Below are 17528 nucleotides of genomic sequence, written 5' to 3'. Positions count from 1 at the left end.
CGACAGCCTCGGCGCCCTCGGCGGGGCTTTGTTACGATGGGTCGGTTTTGGCTGATTCTGCCGCCAACTCCGCGTCGCGCCACCCTCCCCCTTCCGTCATCCGAATGAGTACCGCCGTGTCCTTCTTTGCAAATGTGGAACTGGTCCCAGGCGACCCGATCCTGGGCCTGACCGAGGCTTACAACGCCGACAGCCGCCCGATCAAGGTCAACCTGGGCGTGGGCATCTATTACGACGAGAGCGGCCGCATCCCGCTGCTCCGCGCCGTGAACAAGATCGAACAGCAGCTGGCCAATGACGCCAAACCGCGCGGCTACCTGCCGATCGACGGTCTGCCGGCCTACAACCAGGCCACCCGCGAGCTGGTCTTCGGCAAGGACTCGCCGCTGCTGGCCGCCGGCCGCGTGGCCACCTCGCAGACCATCGGCGGCAGCGGTGCGCTGCGCATCGGCGCGGACCTGCTGCACAAGCTGTTGCCGCACGCCACCATCGCCATCAGCAACCCGAGCTGGGAAAACCATCGCGCAGTGTTCGGCGCGGCCGGCTTCGACGTGGTCGATTACACCTACTTCGATGCCGCCACCCACGGCGTGGACTTCGACGGCATGCTGGCCGACCTGGCCAAGCTGCAGCCGGGCACCGTGGTGCTGCTGCACGCGTGCTGCCACAACCCGACCGGTGCCGACCTCACCGTCGCGCAGTGGAAGCAGGTGGCCGAGCTGCTGAAGGATCGCCAGCTGTTCCCATTCATCGACATGGCCTACCAGGGCTTCGACAAGGGCATCAGCGAAGACGGCGCCGCCGTGCGCATCATCGCCGAGGCCGGCATCGACAGCTTCGTGGTCGCCAACTCGTACTCCAAGTCGTTCTCGCTGTATGGCGAGCGCATTGGCGCGCTGTCGGTGGTCGCCCCGGACGCGAACGCGGCCAAGGCCGTGCAGTCGCAGGTCAAGCGCATCATCCGCACGATCTACTCCAGCCCGTCCAACCACGGCGCCGCGCTGGTGGCCGGCGTGCTCAACAGCGTTGAGCTGCGCCAGGTGTGGGAAGCGGAACTGACCGAGATGCGTGAGCGCATCCACGCCCTGCGTCATGGCCTGGTGGAGAACCTGGTTGCCGCCGGCGCACCGGAATACGCCTTCATCAACGACCAGGCCGGCATGTTCTCCTACTCGGGCCTGAGCCGCGCCCAGGTGGACCGCCTGCGCGACGAGTTCGCGATCTACGCCGTCGGTACCGGCCGCATCTGCGTGGCCGCACTCAACCAGGGCAACCTGGCATACGTGGCCAAGGCCGTGGCGACCGTCAGCAAGGGCTGAGCAGTATTGCCCCTGTGACGCAGAACGGCCGCCCTGCGCGGCCGTTCTGCCATGCGGTGCCGCCCGCGCCTCGTAATGGCTCCGGCGAAGGGCGACAATAGGCGCTTCCCCTCTGAAGGCCGCCTGATTCCATGTCCCAGACGTCGCTGACCCGCTATCTGATCGAAGAGCAACATGCCGGCCGCATCAACGCCGATCTGCGCCAGCTGATCGCTGTTGTCGCCCGCGCCTGCACCAGCATCTCCATCGCGGTCAGCAAGGGCGCGCTGGGCGGTGTGCTCGGCGAAGCCGGTACCGGCAACGTGCAGGGCGAAGCGCAGAAGAAGCTGGACGTGATCAGCAACGAGATCCTGCTGGAAGCCAACGCCTGGGGCGGCCACCTCGCCGCCTGCGCCTCGGAAGAAATGGATCACTGCCAGCCGGTGCCCGACACCTACCCGCGCGGTGACTTCCTGCTGCTGTTCGATCCCCTCGATGGCAGCTCGAACATCGACGTCAACGTGTCGGTCGGCACCATCTTCTCTGTGCTGCGCTGCCCGCCGGGCACCGAGCAGCCCAACGATGCCAGCTTCCTGCAGCCGGGCACCGCGCAGGTCGCCGCCGGCTACTGCATCTACGGGCCGAGCACGCAGATGGTGCTCACCGTCGGCCACGGCACCCACGCGTTCACCCTGGACCGCGAGAAGGGCGAGTTCGTGCTGACCACGCCGGACATGCAGATCCCGGCGGACACCCAGGAATTTGCGATCAACATGTCCAACCAGCGGCATTGGGAAGCCCCGATGCAGGGCTACGTGCAGGACCTGCTGGCCGGCAAGGAAGGCGCGCGCGGCAAGAACTTCAACATGCGCTGGATCGCCAGCATGGTCGCCGACGTGCATCGCATCCTGACCCGCGGCGGCATCTTCATCTACCCGTGGGACACGAAGGATCCGTCCAAGGCCGGCAAGCTGCGCCTGATGTACGAAGCCAACCCGATGGGCCTGCTGGTCGAACAGGCCGGCGGCGCCGCCACCACGGGCCGCGAGCGCATTCTCGACATCCAGCCAGATCAGCTGCACCAGCGCGTGCCGGTGTTCCTCGGCTCGCGCAACGAGGTGGAGCAAGCCACCCGTTACCACCGCGAACACGACAGCGCGGTGGGTTGATTTCCTACACAGGGCTGGCCGTCCGGTCAGCCCTGTTGTGACGTGGCAACGGCGTGACATCGGCCACGGCAGCGGTCACCATCGGCCATTCGTGCCCACGGATGACCCCATGACTGCCGACGCACCGCTCGATTTCATCGAAGTAATCCACAACGCCGTCCCCAACGAGGTCTGCGCGGCCCTGCAGGCCCAGATGCGATCCAGTGCGCAGTTGCAGCCGGGCGAAGTGGGCAGCGGTGTGTTCCCGGAACTCAAGCACAGCAAGGATCTTCGCATCAGCGGGCGGCCCGAGTGGCGGCAGGCGGAAGCAGTGCTGCAGCAGGCGGTTTTCAAGGGTTTGCTGACTTATCTACGCCGTTATCCACAGGCCCTGATCTCGCCGTTGATGTTGCAGATCCAGGACAGCGACGGCCAACCGCGCCGGTTGGCAGCCGAGGATTTCCCCGACATGGACGACGCCACGCTGTCCGACCTGGCCCGCACCTGCCTGCGGCCCGGCGCCATCAATCTGCAATGGTATGCGGCGGGCGAGGGCGGCTATCCATACTGGCACTGCGAGCTGTACCCACGCGATCCGGCCGGCGAAACGCTGCACCGCCATCTGCTGTGGACGCTCTACCTCAACGACGACTTCGACGCCGGCGAAACCGAGTTCCTGTTCCAGGGCCGCAAGGTCGCGCCGCGCACGGGCAGCCTGTTGATCGCACCGACCGCGTTTACCCACACGCACCGGGGCAACCGGCCGCAGGGTGGGGACAAGTTCATTGCGACGAGCTGGGTTCTTTTCCAGAGTGCGCAGAAGTTGTTCGGTGGGAATTGAGCGCCCTGCCTGGTGATCGCCTCTTGCCGCGTTCAATCATCACGTGAGCGGACACAACCTGTGCGAAAGGGCGAGCCGCGCGTAGTTGTCGGTATCAGTAGATATCGACAGACAGCTCCAACGAAAGACTGGCCAACTCGATCATCACGTGCGGCTCAAGGGTGAACCCGACCGAATCCTCTTTGAAGACACCGACAAAGAGTTCCGTGCGGCCACCGTCGAGCACGGTCTGCGCGAAGAATCCGCGATACCGCTCAATGCGCCTCAGCAGCTCACTCAGCACATCCGTAAAGACACCCGGTGTCTTCTCGACGAGCGGAAAGCCGCGGTAGGTGCAGCGGGTAGGGCCTTCAAGGCGATCGCCAAATGGAGTCCTCTCTTGCGTTCCAATGCTGTGACTGACCTCTGGTTTCAAGCATAGCGTCTCGCTGGCTACCTATAGCTTGGTGTAGATGAAGAAGTTGCCACCACCCTAAATCGCTTGTTCGGACTCCATTTACTACGCAACGAGCAGGCTCGCACTTGTGGCGTGCACCTTTCAGAGCAGATTGCCTCAGCTCTCTTTCGGGCTCTCCATCAATATAGCGTCAAGCGCTCTCCCCAATGGCTGCTGTTAGACTGAATACGAAGCATCATCCAATGACTTTACCGCTCTGAACACTCGTAAGCCGCCAGCTATCTGATTGCCGATTTGGCTTTGCGTCAATCGTACAATTTTAGTTGAATACAGTCTCAACCGCTTTTCGTTTATCTCTTCAGATGAAGCAAGAGCGACGCACTTAAGCCAAGGTCAGGCCCAAAGCGCATTCGCGCTACTATGCGCCGATTGCTCCGCCTTAGATGCAGTATCGCCGTAGCTTTTCCGAGAAAGGCAGACAGAGTTTCAAGCCGCGTTGCTGCACCGCGATCTTGGGATACGCTCACTAAGCTCCTAGGCGTCTTGAGAAGTCAGCGATCCACGTTTTCGCCATCTCCGAGTAAGGCGATGTTGGCTGAGCCATCTCCCGTATACGGCCAAACAATGTGTCCTGCACCAGTCGCAAACGACCTGGAATGTCAGAGACGGACGAGCCGCGCGGTCCAACCGACACGTGCCCCGACTCCAGATCCTCGATGATGCATCCGAGTTCCAACACTAGTGCCCCCATGAACTCCAGTTGGCGTAGCGAACGCGTTCGCTCTTGCACAAGGCCAAGCCTGTTCAAGCCATACACTTCGATCGACGTTTTTCCCCTTAGGCTTCCTCCGGGCGCTGGCCCAACCAATGCGAGCTGGCCCGCAGCAGCCACATGAAAGCACAAGTGTTGAGCTGGATCGTCGACAGATGGATCTAAAAGTAGAGGGTTTTCAGTGGAAAGAACCCCGGTCTCCGTACTAATGTGAAGGCTTCCGTCTTCTATCGGAAAATGATCCTGCTTACCTGACTGCACCCAGCTCCACCCGACTGACGCTGGTACAGTCGCTTTGATCAAAGTAATCGCGCAGGACGGATTCCACTGGCCGCGTCGCCGGTTGCAGTCGATGCAACTCGGCAGAAGATTCTCCCAACGCATAGCTAGCCACCAGTACCCGGGGTGATCTTTGACCCCATCGACGGATCCCTTCGGTCGATAGTGCTCAACATCCACTGGCGATGAAGCTGAATAGAACGTCTCGCAGTAAGCACATTTGCCATGGAAGAGGGTTGCAAGCGCGCGCTTCACCTCACCCTTTTTGTACGCAGAGTACTCAAAGGAAGGCTTGGGCTTCTGAGGCGTCTTGGCATTCTTGGCCCTCTTAGCGGCAGCTTGATGCGCCTTTGCACGCTGATATTCCGTTTTTCCCTTTTTGTCCTTCGCCACAAGACAAAGCGGGGCAGGCACGCTGCTGCGATTAACCTTGCGCATCAGCTTCCTCCGCGGAGAGCATCGATTATTCGCTTCTTAACGCTTTCCCTCAGCTGCGACATCTGGTTCGCCTGCTCTTGCGTACGCTGTTGCAAGTACTCCGCTACAGCTTCCTGCACAATGCGTTGAGCCTCCGACGTACCGACTGGCATTGCGGCTGAGACGTCATTCTTGAATGCATCAATAGTCTGTTGTTGAGCATCAGTGACATCCGTAGACGCCAGCAGACTGGAAATCTCTGACATCCTTGCTTCAACCGCAGGATCATCTGTGGAGTTAAGTTGGAATAGATCAGAGGTAAGAAGTTGCTCGATTCGAAAGCAGCTTACTGCAGGTACATCTTTGAGTATCTCTACGCGGCTACGCATACCTCTGGCGGTACGGCCACTTTTCAAGCGGGCACGGCGCAGGACGATTACTTCATTGTCATCCATACCGCGCAGACACAGCGGATCGTGCGTTGTCACAATGAAGGTCACGTTGGGAAGCGCTTGGCGAAGCGCACTTACAATCGCGATCTTCCATCGCGGATGCAGATGTGACTCTATCTCATCGATTAGCACTACCCCGCGTGACGTGTGCAAGCTTTCGAATTTCGGATTGAAGCGGCGATTCATCATTCCCTGCATGACATCGCAGGTCATCGCGAGCACGGAGCGAAAGCCCGAAGACGCCGTCTGAAGTGGCGTAGCGGACAAAGGGCGTCCTTGCTCATCAACGTCGCTCACAAGCAGGCATCGACGCTCACTTTGATCGCGGAGAATCACGTCGAATTCTCCTTCAATTGAGAAAACTGTGCGAAGCGCACGCGTCACCATTGCGAAACGCTCTTCGCTCAGGTCCAGCAACCATTTCTCAGGGTTCGGAAGATCACTGGCATCGAACAAATTGCGAATGTGTTTAGACGCTGAGCCTACCGGCGACCTCATTCCATATTTTCTGAAAGCGCCGTAGGCGAAAACAGGGATGGCATCTTCAGACTTGGCTGTTCTTTGATTGCTAAATGAGATGCCAAGTTCCATGTTCCGCGTGAGTAGTTTGCCCTCCTCTAGGAGTTGAAGTGAGATACTCGCGGAGGGAGGGGGGGATACATCGAATTCACCAAAGTGATCTGGTGACAGAATGAGCTGGCGATCGGGAATCCCTAGTGCGAGGTTCGCTTCTGAGCTGGCCAACGCCATCGTGATCGCTTCGAGGATAGAACTCTTGCCCGTTGCATTCTCGCCCAGGATTACAAGTGCAGGTGTTCTCTTGCCACCCTCTGCCGGATCGGAAGGAGCAGGAATCTCGAACCGGAGATGCTCGATCGATCGAAAGTTCTCGATTTCCACGGCTACCAATTGGGCTTGGCTTGGTCTACGCGCTGGAATTCGGGGTTCGGCTGGCGGGGGACTGAGGACTCGTTCTAGCCTCAGCTCACACTTATTAAATAGGTGAAAACCATCGGATCTACTGCAAAGACGAAGGAAGGTTTTTTTAATGTCTCTGCGCGAGAGAGATAAGTGGACACCGGTCTCTGCTGCCATTATAGCCGCCAATCTTCGGAGCAATAAGTACCATGTCCCGCCAAACTCCAACCCTTCAAACTTGAATAAATCCTCGGGCATTTCATTCACGCTTTTATACTGGAGCGTATTGCGTATTCTACCTAAGTGATGCATGTTTGCTTTTCGACGTGCCTCGACCAGGACGGGCCTATTTAGATTAAAGTGATTGATGGTTATGCTACCGCGCCGAGAGGCACCTTGGAGATCACCTTCCAATCCAATCCAGATATGCCTTTGGAAGTCCCGATCTTCGCATGGATCAAGCAATAGAGGAGATTCTCGTGGAGGGTACGAATCCGGAGGCCAAAGGCCGTTGTCTTGCTCCGAGTACCTGAAAAATAAGTCGTGATGCGGAACCTCCGCACGACCGCCATTCACCGGAAAGTACGCTGCTTCCGAGGGGCGACAGGAGCCGCATACTGCGTAGAAATTCTGCCAAGCCAGTTCCAGCCAGCAATAATATAGGTGGGCGTACTCGGATTTCTTGTATGGCTGTGCTTCTCCGATGGGACGGAACTGATAGTATTCCGTCTGACCAGCGGACTCACAGAAGGCGCAGCGACCGTTGAATAGCCTTTCGAGCGACTGTTGCATTCCTCCCTGCGTGAAGTTCAAAGAGCCTGTGGGCGGACTCGACTGGGCACGACGTTCGTCGCGCTGCTCCATGAAGTCACAGAGCGTCTTGCGCAGCAGTTTTGGAACACTTCCGAGAAGAGTCTGGGGGGGCGGCTCCGTACCGCGGTCAACGTACTGCATTCGCTCATCTTCCTTAAAGTGCAGGCCCGTTCAGCCCGGCCGGATAATGCCTTCCTTCGTCTCCTCTACGCAATCCCCGCTAGGAGTCCGAAGGGCTGGCTGTTGTCAGTGCAACAGAGTGCTTATATGGTTTGCACGCAATTTAAACAAGAATCAATCATCAGGGACGTCATTTACAGCGCTCTCCAGAGTCACTTCCCCTAACCGCTAGACGAGTAGCACTTTTAATCGAGAAGGAATTTTCATTGTGCTGACAGCGGCAAGTCAGGCTTTGTCTTAAACCTCAGAACAACGAGCCCTGCGGTGACTCCGCCCGCGGCGGCAACGGGCGCAGGAAGCGGGTGCAGTCCAGCTTCGGCCAATGGCTGTGCTGCGCGTCGAAGCCCAGGCGCTTGCGGGCCAGCTTGAAACGGTTGGACAGCAGATCGGCGTAGACCCCTTCGCCGCGCATGCGCGTGCCGAACTGGCTGTTGTAATCCTTGCCACCGCGCAGCTGGTTGATGGTGCTCATCACGTGCGTGGCGCGGTCCGGATGGTGGGTGTCGAGCCAATCGCGGAACAGCGGCGCCACTTCCAGCGGCAGGCGCAGCAGCACGTAGCCGGCGGTGGTGGCACCGGCATCGTGTGCGGCCTCGAGCACAGCTTCCAGTTCGGCATCGTTGATCCACGGGATCACCGGCGCGACCATCACCCCGACCGGGATGCCGGCATCGCTCAGGCGACGCATCGCGCGCAGCCGTGCATGCGGGGCCGAGGCGCGCGGTTCCAGTTTGGCCGACAGGTGGGGGTCCAGCGAGGTCACCGAGAAGTGCACGCTGACCAGGTGCTTTTCGGCCAGCGGCGCAAGCAGGTCGATGTCGCGCTCGACCAGCGCATTCTTGGTGATCAACGAGAACGGGTGCTGGGTTTCCAGCATCACCTCGATCAGCTGGCGGGTGAGTTTGAGCTTGCGCTCGATCGGCTGGTAGGCGTCGGTATTGATGCCCAGCGCGATCGGCTGCGGCACGTAGCCGGGGCGCGAGAACTCCTTGCGCAGCAGCTGCGGCGCATTGGTCTTGGCGAACAGCTTGGTCTCGAAGTCCAGACCGGGCGAGAGATTGAGATAGGCGTGCGAGGGCCGGGCGAAGCAATAGGAGCACCCGTGCTCGCAGCCGCGGTACGGATTGACCGACTGGCTGAAGCCGACGTCCGGCGACTTGTTGCGGCTGATGATGCTGCGCGCGGTCTCGGCGCGCACTTCGGTACGCAGCCGCGGCGCGGCGAACTCCTCGCTCTCGTCCGGCGCCCAGCCGTCGTCCATCGCTTCGCTGACGGTGACCTCGAAGCGGCCCGCCAGGTGCGTGCGGGAGCCCCGGCCTTTGATCGCAATACCCATCGTCAAAGGCTATCGCCGGGACGTCTCAGGGAATGAGACGTTGTGGCATCGGAACGGCGGGGATGGGAGATATCCATGGTTAGTAGTATTACTAACCACAGAGGTGATTGGAAGTGAAACCCGCGCCGGATAAGGTTCGCCGGAGGTGGGGACCGATTTGATCCCCCAGATTATCCACAGGGTCAGGGTGCGTGCCTGGCGTGCCATGTCACCCGGCGGCTGAGCCGACCAGCGCTCGGCTCCTACCGGATGCGGGGTACCTTGCGCGGCAGGGATATGCGCCGCATCACAGCAGCCGCAGATACCCCTTCACCGTGGCATCCAGCCCGGCGTACAGCGCCTCGCTGATCAGGGCGTGGCCGATCGAGACTTCCAGCACGTCCGGCACCGCCTGCAGGAACGCCGCCAGGTTGTCCTGCGACAGGTCGTGCCCGGCGTTGACGCCCAGGCCGGCCGCCTGGGCGCGGCGCGCTGCATCGCCGAACAGCGCCAGCATGGCGGTGGCGTCGCCGGCGGCATGCGCCTCGGCGTAGGGGCCGGTGTAGAGCTCTACGCGGTCGGCACCGATGGCCGCGGCTTGGGCGATGTCGGGGTTGCCTGCGTCCACGAACAGGCTGATCCGGCAGCCGTACGTCTTCAACGCGGCGATCAGCGGGCGCAGGCGCTGCGCGTCGCGGCCAAAATCGAAGCCGTGGTCGGAGGTCAGTTGACCGTCGCCATCGGGTACCAGGGTGGCCTGGGCGGGACGGGTCTGCGCGCACAGCGGCAGCAGCCCGGGGTAGCCCTCGCGCGGGGGCGCGAACGGATTGCCTTCGATGTTGAATTCCACGCCACGCTCGGCCGTCAGCGCGGACAGCGCCAGCACGTCCTCGGCGCGGATGTGGCGGCGGTCCGGGCGCGGGTGCACGGTGATCCCATGCGCGCCGGCCTCCAGGCAGGCACGGGCGGCCTGCAGCACGTCCGGGTCGGTGCCACCGCGCGAGTTGCGCAGGACGGCGATCTTGTTCACGTTGACGCTGAGTTGGGTCATGGCACTACGAGGGGTCGGATTCACCCTGAGCGGCCGGGGTACGCGCCTGAAGGGCGAGCTCCCGCAGCCGACGGAGTTCGTTGGGATCGGTGATGGCCGCGCGGGTGGGCTGCACATCGCCGAAGCGGGCCACGTAGAGGCCGCGGACCCACGCCAGCAGGAACACCAGGGTGCCCAGCAGCGACAGCGCCATCAGCCCCATGTGGGGGGTCTTGAGCGCCATGCCGAAACAGGCCAGCGCGAACAGCAGAAACAGCCAGTACATGTCGTTCTCCCCGATTGACCGGGCCAGTGTAGCGCTGGCGCCGGGTGCGGTTCCACGGGGAGCAGTGGCTACAGCAGCGGCGAGGCCAGGCGGGCGAACGCCTCGGGCACACGGTGCCGCCACAGCGAACGCTGGCGGTCGTTGTAGACCGGTGAGGCGCTGCTGTATTCGGCGAGCAGGATCTCGGCCAGCGCGGCAACGCGGCCGGTATCGCTGATCATCATCGAGAGCTCGAAGTTGAGCCGGAAGCTGCGGTGATCGAAGTTGGCACTGCCAACGATGCACACGTCATCATCGGCGATGAAGGCCTTGGTATGCAGCATGCGCGGGCCATACTCGTAGATCTTGACCCCGGCCTGCAGCAGCTCGTCGAAGTAGGAGCGCGCGGCCTGGGTGACGAACCAGGAGTCGCTCATCTTGGGCACCAGCAGGCGCACGTCCAGGCCGCCGAGTGCGGCCGAGGTCAGTGCCATGCGCGCGGCTTCGCCGGGCACGAAGTAGGGCGTCACCAGCCAGACGCGCTCCTTGGCTTCGTGGATCGCCGCCACGTGCAGGCGGTGGATGGTCTCCCACGACGAATCCGGCCCGGAGACCAGCACCTGCGCATTGATGCTGCCCTCGCTGCGGCTGGGCATGGTCTCCGGCCACAACTGCGCGATGTTGAAGCGCGCCGGCTCCTGGCCCGTGGCGTAGATCCAATCCTCGATGAAGACCAGCTGCAGGCTGCGCACCACGTGGCCACGCAGGCGCATGTGCAGGTCGCGATACGCATCCGGGCGGACGCTCTCGTCTTCCTCATCGGTGATGTTGATGCCACCGGTGAACGCCTGCAGGCCATCGATGATGACCAGCTTGCGGTGCGTGCGCAGGTTCAACCACGGCCGCTTGAACGGCTTGAGCAGCTGCCGGGGATGGAACCACACCACTTCGGCACCGGCATCCTGCAGCGGCTGCAGGAAGCGCTTGCGGATGGAGGAGGAGCCGACCGCGTCGAGCAGCAGGCGCACCCGTACCCCCGCCGCGGCCCGCTCGGTCAGCGCATCTCGCAGCGCGGTGCCGGCGTGGTCCGGATTGAAGATGTAGTACTCCAGGTGCAGGTGATCCTGCGCCTTGGCCACGGCGGCCAGCAGCGCGCTGTAGGTGGCCGCACCGTCGACCAGCCACTCCACTTCGGTCGCCGAGCTTGGCGACAGACCGGTCGTGGCCTGGGCGATCTTGGCCAGCTCGGTACAGTCCGCATCTGGTGGACAGACGCTGCTGTAGTGCTCCATGCCCGAGCGCGAACGGCCACGGCGAAGGCGCTGCCGCTTCACCTTCTGCGGGCCGAGCAGGTAGTAGATGAAGAGCCCAAGGTAGGGCAGGGCGGCCAGCGACAGGATCCAGCTCAGCGTGGCGACCGGCTCGCGCTTCTGCAGCATGATCCAGCCGGTCAGCCACAGCAGATAGAGAATGTAGGCCGCCACCATCAGGGGGCGCAGGTGCGGGATGGCATCGAGCCAGTCCCCGAAGACGTCGAAGGTTGCAAGCATGGCCGGATGATAGCGGGCGGCGTGGCGCTGGCGCGTATCCACGGCCGGCGGCACAAAAAAAACGCCCCTGTTTCCAGGGGCGTTTTCCAGTCGCGTCATGACTGCGTATTGCGTATTACTGCTGTACGAAGCCGATCTTCTTCATCTGAGCATTCTTCGCGGCAGCCAACACCTTGGCCATCACGTCGTACTCGGAGTCCGGGCTGGCATCGATGCGCAGTTCCGGCTGGTTGGTCGGATCGCGCTGCACTTCCTGTTCCATACGCTGCTGCAGTTCGCCCACAGCCACGGGGCTGTTGTTCCACGACACCTGGTTGCTGGCGTCCACCTTCAGCTCGATCGGCGGCGGCGGTTCGACCGTCACCGGCGGTGGGTTGAGCACGCGCTGCGGCAGGTCAACGGCGATCGGGTACGTCATGATCGGCGCGGTGACGATGAAGATGATCAGCAGCACCAGCATCACGTCCACCAGGGGCGTGACGTTGATGTCGGCCATGGGGCCTTTGTTACCACCAGTACTGAACGCCATGGCTTACTGCCCCTTTACTTTGGTGGCGACGAAGCCCACGTCGAGCATGCCCTGTTCCTGCGCGACCTTCGTCATCTCATTGATGACGCGCATCTTGGTGGTGCGATCACCACGCAGGTTGAGGGGCGGCTGCGGGGTCTGCTGGGCGGCGGTCGCCAAGCGCGACTCAAGAGTCTGCTTGTCGATTTCCTCGTCGTTCCAGTAGATCGAGCCGTCTTCCTTGACTGCCAAGGTGATCGGGCTCGCCCGCTTTTCAGCGTCTTCCGGATTCTGCACCAGGTTGGCCTCAGGCAGATCCACCTTGACCTTGTGGGACATCAGGGGCGCCGTGATGATGAAGATGATCAGCAGCACCAGCATCACGTCCACGAGGGGCGTAACGTTGATGTCGGCCATGGGGCCGCCGCTGTTACCACTACTGAAAGCCATAACGGGCTCCGTCTAGATCGTGTTGACTACGTTCTCGCTGGGTGACGCGCGTCGCTATTAGCGAACGCGCGAACCGGTGGCGAAGAAGTCGTGCAGGTCGTGAGCGAACGTATCGAACTTGCTGATCGTGGCGCTGTTGATCTTGCTGAAGAAGTTGAAGGCGAACACGGCCGGGATAGCCACGAACAGACCGATGGCGGTCATGATCAGTGCTTCACCCACCGGGCCGGCAACGGCGTCGATCGAGGCGGAACCGGTGGCACCGATCTTGATCAGCGCGCCGTAGATGCCCCACACGGTACCCAGCAGACCCACGAACGGAGCGGTCGCGCCGACGGTGGCCAGCAGGGTCATGCCCGACTGCAGGTTGTTGCTTTCGCGGGTCACGGCCTGACGCAGGGCGCGATCGACGAACTCCGAACGGCTCAGGTTTTCACCCAGGCCACCCGAGGTGCCGCCTTCCGAACGCTGGTGGTGCGCAGCAGCCTGTGCAGCGTCCAGAGCGATCTTGGAGAAGGGCTCCGAAGCCGGCTGTTCTTCCATCGCACGGATGGCGTCCTGGGCGTTCGGGGTATCCCAGAACAGGCTCACGACCTTGTCGGCAGCAGCCTTCAGACGGGTGGCGCGGAAGATGTTGATGACGGTCCAGTACCAGGACATGGCCGACATGATGATCAGGGTCAGCAGCACGACCCAGGAGACGGCGAAGTCACCCGGCTGGGTGGTCATCTCGTGGATCAGGTGCTCGAAGCCCATCTGCGACAGGGCGTTGGAGTTGCCCCCGGCAGCAGCGGCGATGAAAAGTTCCTGCAGCATGACGCTTACCTTTGTTGTGTGTGGTGATAAAGGGTATTGCTAGAAATAACCGCTAGGGTCGGTGGCCGGCGGGCCACCGGCCACTATCAGTTCAGCGCAAAGTTGACCGGGACGCGAACGCGACCTGCGACCTTCTTCCCGCCCGATTCCGCGGAACGGAAGCTCCACTTGCGAGCTGCGTCCATGGCGGCGCGATCGAGGTCACGGTTACGGCTGGACTTCTCGACCGACACATTGGTGACGTTGCCATTGGCATCGACGTCAATGATCAGGATGACTTCACCCTGGATACCAGCACGGAACGCGGCCGGCGGGTAACGCGGGGGGTTCATGTTCTTCGACGAGATGTCGACGCTTGCCTCAATGGTGCTCGGCGGCTGCGGCGGCGACGGCGGCGAAGGCGGCGTGACGATGTCGGTCGGACGCGGGTCCGGGATATCGACCACAGGAGCCTGCGGCGGCGGCGGAACCGGGGACGGCTTCGGCGGCGACAGGTTCTTGACCGGCGGCGGCGGGGTGTCATCCGGCGGCGGCGGCGGCGGCGGCGGTGGTGGCGGCGGCGGAGCGTCGACCAGGGTCACCATGATGTTGCGTTCTTTCTCCGCGACGGCCTTGGGAGCCACGGCGGGGATCAGAAGCATCATGAAGGCGGCGAGATGCAGTGCGATTACAAAAGCGATACCCACGATACGCGGCCAGGAGAGGCCGGTGTCATCGCGTTGTTCGTACCTGTGAACGACTAGTTGTTCCGTCATGCGCCAAGAGCTCATTAGTGGGGCCGGGATACCCGGGGACAGGTAGCCCATGATCAGCGGTGCATGACACCGCAGGAACCTCCAAGCTTATACCAATCCTGAGCGCCTGCGCATCACTTATGCAGGCGTTCAGGCGTTATTCCTACTTACTTCAGGTTGATGATTTTCTTGGCATCCGCCTGGTTCTTCACACCCTTCGCCAGCGCTTGCTGGGCGGCCTGCTTGGCCTCCGGAATGCGACCTTCCGAATGCAGCACGCGTGCCAGATTCAGGTAGGTCTCGCCGTCCTTGGAAAGCGGGGCAGCCTTCTGCCACGCCTCGATCGCCTTGTCCGTCTGCTGCGGGTCGGAGTAGTAGTACGCCTGGGCCAATGCCAGGTATACCTGATAATCCGGCTTCAGGATGTTTTTCTGCAGGCCATCATTGATAACGGCAATGACGTCCTTTTCTTTGTTCTCGCTGTTGGCGTAGATCGAGTACAGCTGCTTGTACTCGCGCTCGTCGGTCAGCTGGCCGGCAGCGTACAGCTTGGCCATGACAGCGCCGGCCTGGTCCATCTGGTCGGCCTGCATGTACATGCTGGCCAGATTCAACTGCACCTTCTTGTCGTTCGGGTTCTTGGCGGCCAGCGCTTCGGCCTGCTTGACCGCTTCACCGGTCTGGCCGGCTTCGGCCATGGCAGCCATCAGCAGCTGGTTCCAGTTGTCCTTCGGCTCGGGCGAGCCGGCGATGGCCTGCTGCAGCACCGGGATGGCCTCGGCATAGCGCTCGGCCTGGTACAGCGCCTGGCCCTTGGCGATCAGCTCTTCGGGCTTGTTCGACTTGGTCTCGGCGAGGTACTTGTCCAGCGTGGCCAGGCCTTCGTTGATCTGATCGTCCTGCAGCTGCAGCTGCCCGAGCATCAGCATCGACTGATAGTGGCCGTTGTTGTCCAGGCCGCCGAGCTGCAGCGCCTGCTCGAGGTACTTCTTGGCCGAGGCGACGTCGTCCAGCTGGTAGGCCGCCTGCGAGGCGAGCTGCGCGGCGAGCGACTTGTCGTAGGTGTTGGCGGCCGGGTTCGCCAGGATTTCGTCAGCCTGCGCGCGCGTCTCCGGGAACTTCTGGTCGTTGTAGCTGTCAATCATTTTCTGCAGCTTCGGGCCGACCTTGGCCGAGGACTTCTGCTCCGGCTCCTGGCGGGTCGCGTTCGGGTAGAGCACTTCGGCCTTGGCCTGCTTCTGCCCACCCCGCGCGCCACGCTCCGCCGAGCGGGCCTGGGCGAAGGCATCGGTGATCATGGCGCCACTTACAGCGGTCGCGATGAGGACGGAAAGGACGGCTTGCTTGTGGTTGCTGAAAATCATCTTTCACCTCGATCGAACCGCCGCAGCGGCATCAAAACGGACTGTCAGAAAAATCTGAGCCGCCAAACGTATCAGAAACTGATGGCGTGAGAAATCGTTTCCGATGCTGCAATACAGCATCTTTGGGCCATCTCCGGGCGCGTCAACCGCACTTCGGCCTGCGCCCGGCCGCCTGGGCTTGTTGGTATACACCACTCAGGGACGGCGCGTCTCGCTGAAGTTCGCGGATACGGTTGGCCGGATCGGGGTGAGTGGACAGCCATTGGGGCGAGCGACCACCACTGGCGGCCATCATGTTCTGCCACAGATCCACTGCCTGGGCGGGGTTGAAACCGGCCTCGGCCATCAGCCGCTGGCCGACGATATCGGCTTCGCTTTCCTGGGTCCGCGAGCCGGGCAGCAGGAACGCGGCCTGCGCACCGGCGCCGCCAAGCTGGCTGACGGTACTGGCCGCGCCCTCACCGTACGCGGCGCCCGCCAGCGCGCCCAGAACCGACAAGCCGGTCTGCGCCCCCATCTGGCGGGTGATGCGTTCTTCGTGGTGGCGGGAGATGACGTGCCCGATCTCGTGGCCGATCACAGCGGCCAGCTGATCCTGGTTCCTGGCGACCGTGAAGATGCCGGTATTGACCCCGACTTTGCCGCCGGGCAGGGCGAACGCGTTGGGCTCCTTGTCGACCATCAACGCCGTCTCCCACCGTACGCCACGGTACTGAGGCGGCAACTGGGCGACCAGCGCATTGACCACGCACTGCACGTACGCGGTCTGCTTCGGGTCCTTGCTGAGGGTTCCCTTGGACTTGGTCTCGGTGAACGCCTGCGCGCCCAGCTGGTCCAGCTCGGCCTGCGAAACACCGCCGACCATCTGGCGGCGGCCGGTAGGTGATGTCGTGGTGGCGCATGCGCTCACCAGCATGGCGATGGCAATTCCCAACAGCACTGGTTTCATGTGCGATCCCCCCGTGTTCATGTGCGCAGTGTGGAACGCGGCGACGTAAATTTTCGTCAAGCCGCGTGATCGATCAATGGATGCCCAGGAACATCAGCGCGACCAGGGCGATGCCGTTGTTCAAGCCATGCGCGGCGATCGGCGCCCACAAGGTTCCGGTGCGTTGGTAGAGCCAGGCGAAGGCCGCACCCATGCCGCCATAGACGAGCCATAGCTGGGCGATTTCCCACGGGCCATTGGCACTGGTGCCGGGGATTTCATGTACCAGAGCGAAGGCCAGGCTGCTCAGCACGATGCCCAACACCGGGCGACCGGCCTGCCACAGGCGACCGAACAGGACACGGCGGAACAACAGCTCTTCATAGGCCGGCGCGAGCACGACGGCAAACAGGGCAAGGAACCAGGGGAAACGCGTGATTGCCTGTTCCATCAGCGCCAGATTGGTCGGCACCGGTTCGATGCCCCCCTGCTTGGCCAACCATGCGATCAGATTGCTGCCGATGATCACACCGGTGGCCACCAGCAATGTCCACCCCCATGTCGAGGGGCGACGTGCCGCCTGGAAGGACAGCGCACGTTCGGCGGGCGTGGCCCGGCGACGGAAGAAATACAGCACCAGCGCGGCACCACCGGTAGCAACGAGCGCCATCAGGATCTGGGCGAGCGCCCCGGGTTGGCCCAGCTGCTGGGCAAGACCGGCAACGGCCGAAGCATCCGCACCGTCACGTGCGGCCTGGTAGCCAACGATCGCACCGCGGTACAGCCCCCAGACCAAGCCGCTGATCAGGCTCAGCGACAGCAGCACCAGCACGCCAATGCCCAGGTCGATGAAGAAGCCCGCGAGCGGGGAACCCGGCTTGCGCGGCGATGACGGGACGGCAGGGGGCAGCGGAGGCGTCATGGACGCCGGGGGGGTAGCGGACATCGGATTCCTGGCATCGGGGGGCGATGGCCGGCCCGGGTGCAGGTCGCCCCCGGCCGGCCCGTCCCCGATTGTGTCAGATATCCAGGTTGGCGACCTTCAGGGCGTTG

General features: G+C 62.3%; 17 protein-coding genes. 3 read left to right on the top strand and 14 right to left on the bottom strand.

The genetic code is table 11. The features are described 5' to 3' along the window. Positions 1 to 116 precede the first annotated feature (116 nt). The 3 genes from QMX81_RS07285 (at position 117) to QMX81_RS07275 (ending at position 3287) form a co-directional block, all read left to right on the top strand. Positions 117 to 1319 (top strand): amino acid aminotransferase, encoded by a 1203-nt coding sequence (locus tag QMX81_RS07285; RefSeq protein WP_282260103.1) that lies wholly within the window; start codon positions 117 to 119, stop codon positions 1317 to 1319. 131 nt (positions 1320 to 1450) lie between these two features. Beyond that, on the top strand, positions 1451 to 2467 hold the full coding sequence (locus tag QMX81_RS07280; protein ID WP_121043762.1) for a class 1 fructose-bisphosphatase: 1017 nt from the start codon (positions 1451 to 1453) through the stop codon (positions 2465 to 2467). A gap of 109 nt (positions 2468 to 2576) precedes the next feature. After that, positions 2577 to 3287 (top strand): 2OG-Fe(II) oxygenase, encoded by a 711-nt coding sequence (locus QMX81_RS07275; RefSeq protein WP_121043760.1) that lies wholly within the window; start codon positions 2577 to 2579, stop codon positions 3285 to 3287. A 94-nt stretch (positions 3288 to 3381) separates the two neighbouring features. Here QMX81_RS07275 and QMX81_RS07270 read toward each other — a convergent pair whose 3' ends face one another. From QMX81_RS07270 to QMX81_RS07205, 14 genes are all read right to left on the bottom strand, one after another. Then, complete coding sequence (locus tag QMX81_RS07270; protein ID WP_147433926.1) at positions 3382 to 3702, bottom strand: DUF4279 domain-containing protein; 321 nt, start codon at positions 3700 to 3702, stop codon at positions 3382 to 3384. Between the two features lie 508 nt (positions 3703 to 4210). Next, the gene (locus tag QMX81_RS07265) at positions 4211 to 5173 is read right to left on the bottom strand and encodes an HNH endonuclease (protein WP_147433925.1); all 963 of its coding nucleotides are present in this window, start codon (positions 5171 to 5173) and stop codon (positions 4211 to 4213) included. After that, the gene (locus QMX81_RS07260) at positions 5173 to 6504 is read right to left on the bottom strand and encodes an AAA family ATPase (RefSeq protein WP_183073824.1); all 1332 of its coding nucleotides are present in this window, start codon (positions 6502 to 6504) and stop codon (positions 5173 to 5175) included. Before QMX81_RS07260 ends, QMX81_RS07265 begins: the two co-directional genes overlap by 1 nt. A gap of 1255 nt (positions 6505 to 7759) precedes the next feature. Next, positions 7760 to 8851 carry a PA0069 family radical SAM protein gene (locus QMX81_RS07255; protein ID WP_121043751.1) on the bottom strand — a complete coding sequence of 364 codons (1092 nt, stop codon included), beginning with the start codon at positions 8849 to 8851 and terminating at the stop codon, positions 7760 to 7762. Positions 8852 to 9137: 286 nt separating this feature from the next. Continuing rightward, positions 9138 to 9881: a pyridoxine 5'-phosphate synthase gene (locus QMX81_RS07250; protein WP_121043748.1), complete on the bottom strand. Its 744-nt coding sequence runs from the start codon at positions 9879 to 9881 to the stop codon at positions 9138 to 9140. A 4-nt stretch (positions 9882 to 9885) separates the two neighbouring features. Beyond that, positions 9886 to 10146 carry a hypothetical protein gene (locus QMX81_RS07245; protein WP_070474188.1) on the bottom strand — a complete coding sequence of 87 codons (261 nt, stop codon included), beginning with the start codon at positions 10144 to 10146 and terminating at the stop codon, positions 9886 to 9888. Positions 10147 to 10214: 68 nt separating this feature from the next. Beyond that, a complete protein-coding gene (cls, locus tag QMX81_RS07240; RefSeq protein WP_121044021.1) occupies positions 10215 to 11675 on the bottom strand; it encodes a cardiolipin synthase in 1461 nt (486 codons plus the stop codon). A gap of 115 nt (positions 11676 to 11790) precedes the next feature. Further along, on the bottom strand, positions 11791 to 12204 hold the full coding sequence (locus QMX81_RS07235) for a biopolymer transporter ExbD (RefSeq protein ID WP_046272258.1): 414 nt from the start codon (positions 12202 to 12204) through the stop codon (positions 11791 to 11793). A gap of 3 nt (positions 12205 to 12207) precedes the next feature. Further along, a complete protein-coding gene (locus QMX81_RS07230; RefSeq protein ID WP_046272259.1) occupies positions 12208 to 12633 on the bottom strand; it encodes a biopolymer transporter ExbD in 426 nt (141 codons plus the stop codon). Positions 12634 to 12690: 57 nt separating this feature from the next. Beyond that, entirely contained in the window at positions 12691 to 13449 is a 759-nt protein-coding gene (gene exbB, locus QMX81_RS07225; protein WP_019184055.1) for a TonB-system energizer ExbB, read from the bottom strand. Positions 13450 to 13535: 86 nt separating this feature from the next. Beyond that, positions 13536 to 14093, bottom strand: coding sequence for an energy transducer TonB (locus tag QMX81_RS07220; protein ID WP_172407616.1), 558 nt, complete (start codon positions 14091 to 14093; stop codon positions 13536 to 13538). A gap of 257 nt (positions 14094 to 14350) precedes the next feature. Then, positions 14351 to 15547 carry a tetratricopeptide repeat protein gene (locus tag QMX81_RS07215; RefSeq protein WP_282260078.1) on the bottom strand — a complete coding sequence of 399 codons (1197 nt, stop codon included), beginning with the start codon at positions 15545 to 15547 and terminating at the stop codon, positions 14351 to 14353. A gap of 142 nt (positions 15548 to 15689) precedes the next feature. Further along, a complete protein-coding gene (locus QMX81_RS07210; protein WP_121043740.1) occupies positions 15690 to 16496 on the bottom strand; it encodes a M48 family metallopeptidase in 807 nt (268 codons plus the stop codon). A gap of 73 nt (positions 16497 to 16569) precedes the next feature. After that, positions 16570 to 17421 (bottom strand): CPBP family intramembrane glutamic endopeptidase, encoded by an 852-nt coding sequence (locus QMX81_RS07205; RefSeq protein ID WP_282260073.1) that lies wholly within the window; start codon positions 17419 to 17421, stop codon positions 16570 to 16572. Positions 17422 to 17528: the final 107 nt, after the last annotated feature.

The organism is Stenotrophomonas sp. PS02301 (genome assembly GCF_029959485.1).
GTDB classification, from domain to species: domain Bacteria; phylum Pseudomonadota; class Gammaproteobacteria; order Xanthomonadales; family Xanthomonadaceae; genus Stenotrophomonas; species Stenotrophomonas maltophilia_Z.
The sequence above is the reverse complement of the archived record's forward strand: the minus strand, read 5'-3'. Positions and strand labels throughout refer to the sequence as shown.

Excerpts from the sequence above, each read along its gene's own strand:
- QMX81_RS07280 (WP_121043762.1), top strand. The coding sequence starts at position 1,451 with ATGTCCCAGACGTCGCTGACCCGCTATCTGATCGAAGAGCAACATGCC.
- QMX81_RS07275 (WP_121043760.1), top strand. The coding sequence starts at position 2,577 with ATGACTGCCGACGCACCGCTCGATTTCATCGAAGTAATCCACAACGCC.
- QMX81_RS07265 (WP_147433925.1), bottom strand. The coding sequence starts at position 5,173 with ATGCGCAAGGTTAATCGCAGCAGCGTGCCTGCCCCGCTTTGTCTTGTG.
- QMX81_RS07255 (WP_121043751.1), bottom strand. The coding sequence starts at position 8,851 with ATGGGTATTGCGATCAAAGGCCGGGGCTCCCGCACGCACCTGGCGGGC.
- QMX81_RS07250 (WP_121043748.1), bottom strand. The coding sequence starts at position 9,881 with ATGACCCAACTCAGCGTCAACGTGAACAAGATCGCCGTCCTGCGCAAC.
- QMX81_RS07245 (WP_070474188.1), bottom strand. The coding sequence starts at position 10,146 with ATGTACTGGCTGTTTCTGCTGTTCGCGCTGGCCTGTTTCGGCATGGCG.
- cls (WP_121044021.1), bottom strand. The coding sequence starts at position 11,675 with ATGCTTGCAACCTTCGACGTCTTCGGGGACTGGCTCGATGCCATCCCG.
- QMX81_RS07235 (WP_046272258.1), bottom strand. The coding sequence starts at position 12,204 with ATGGCGTTCAGTACTGGTGGTAACAAAGGCCCCATGGCCGACATCAAC.
- QMX81_RS07230 (WP_046272259.1), bottom strand. The coding sequence starts at position 12,633 with ATGGCTTTCAGTAGTGGTAACAGCGGCGGCCCCATGGCCGACATCAAC.
- exbB (WP_019184055.1), bottom strand. The coding sequence starts at position 13,449 with ATGCTGCAGGAACTTTTCATCGCCGCTGCTGCCGGGGGCAACTCCAAC.
- QMX81_RS07220 (WP_172407616.1), bottom strand. The coding sequence starts at position 14,093 with ATGATGCTTCTGATCCCCGCCGTGGCTCCCAAGGCCGTCGCGGAGAAA.
- QMX81_RS07215 (WP_282260078.1), bottom strand. The coding sequence starts at position 15,547 with ATGATTTTCAGCAACCACAAGCAAGCCGTCCTTTCCGTCCTCATCGCG.
- QMX81_RS07210 (WP_121043740.1), bottom strand. The coding sequence starts at position 16,496 with ATGAAACCAGTGCTGTTGGGAATTGCCATCGCCATGCTGGTGAGCGCA.
- QMX81_RS07205 (WP_282260073.1), bottom strand. The coding sequence starts at position 17,421 with ATGTCCGCTACCCCCCCGGCGTCCATGACGCCTCCGCTGCCCCCTGCC.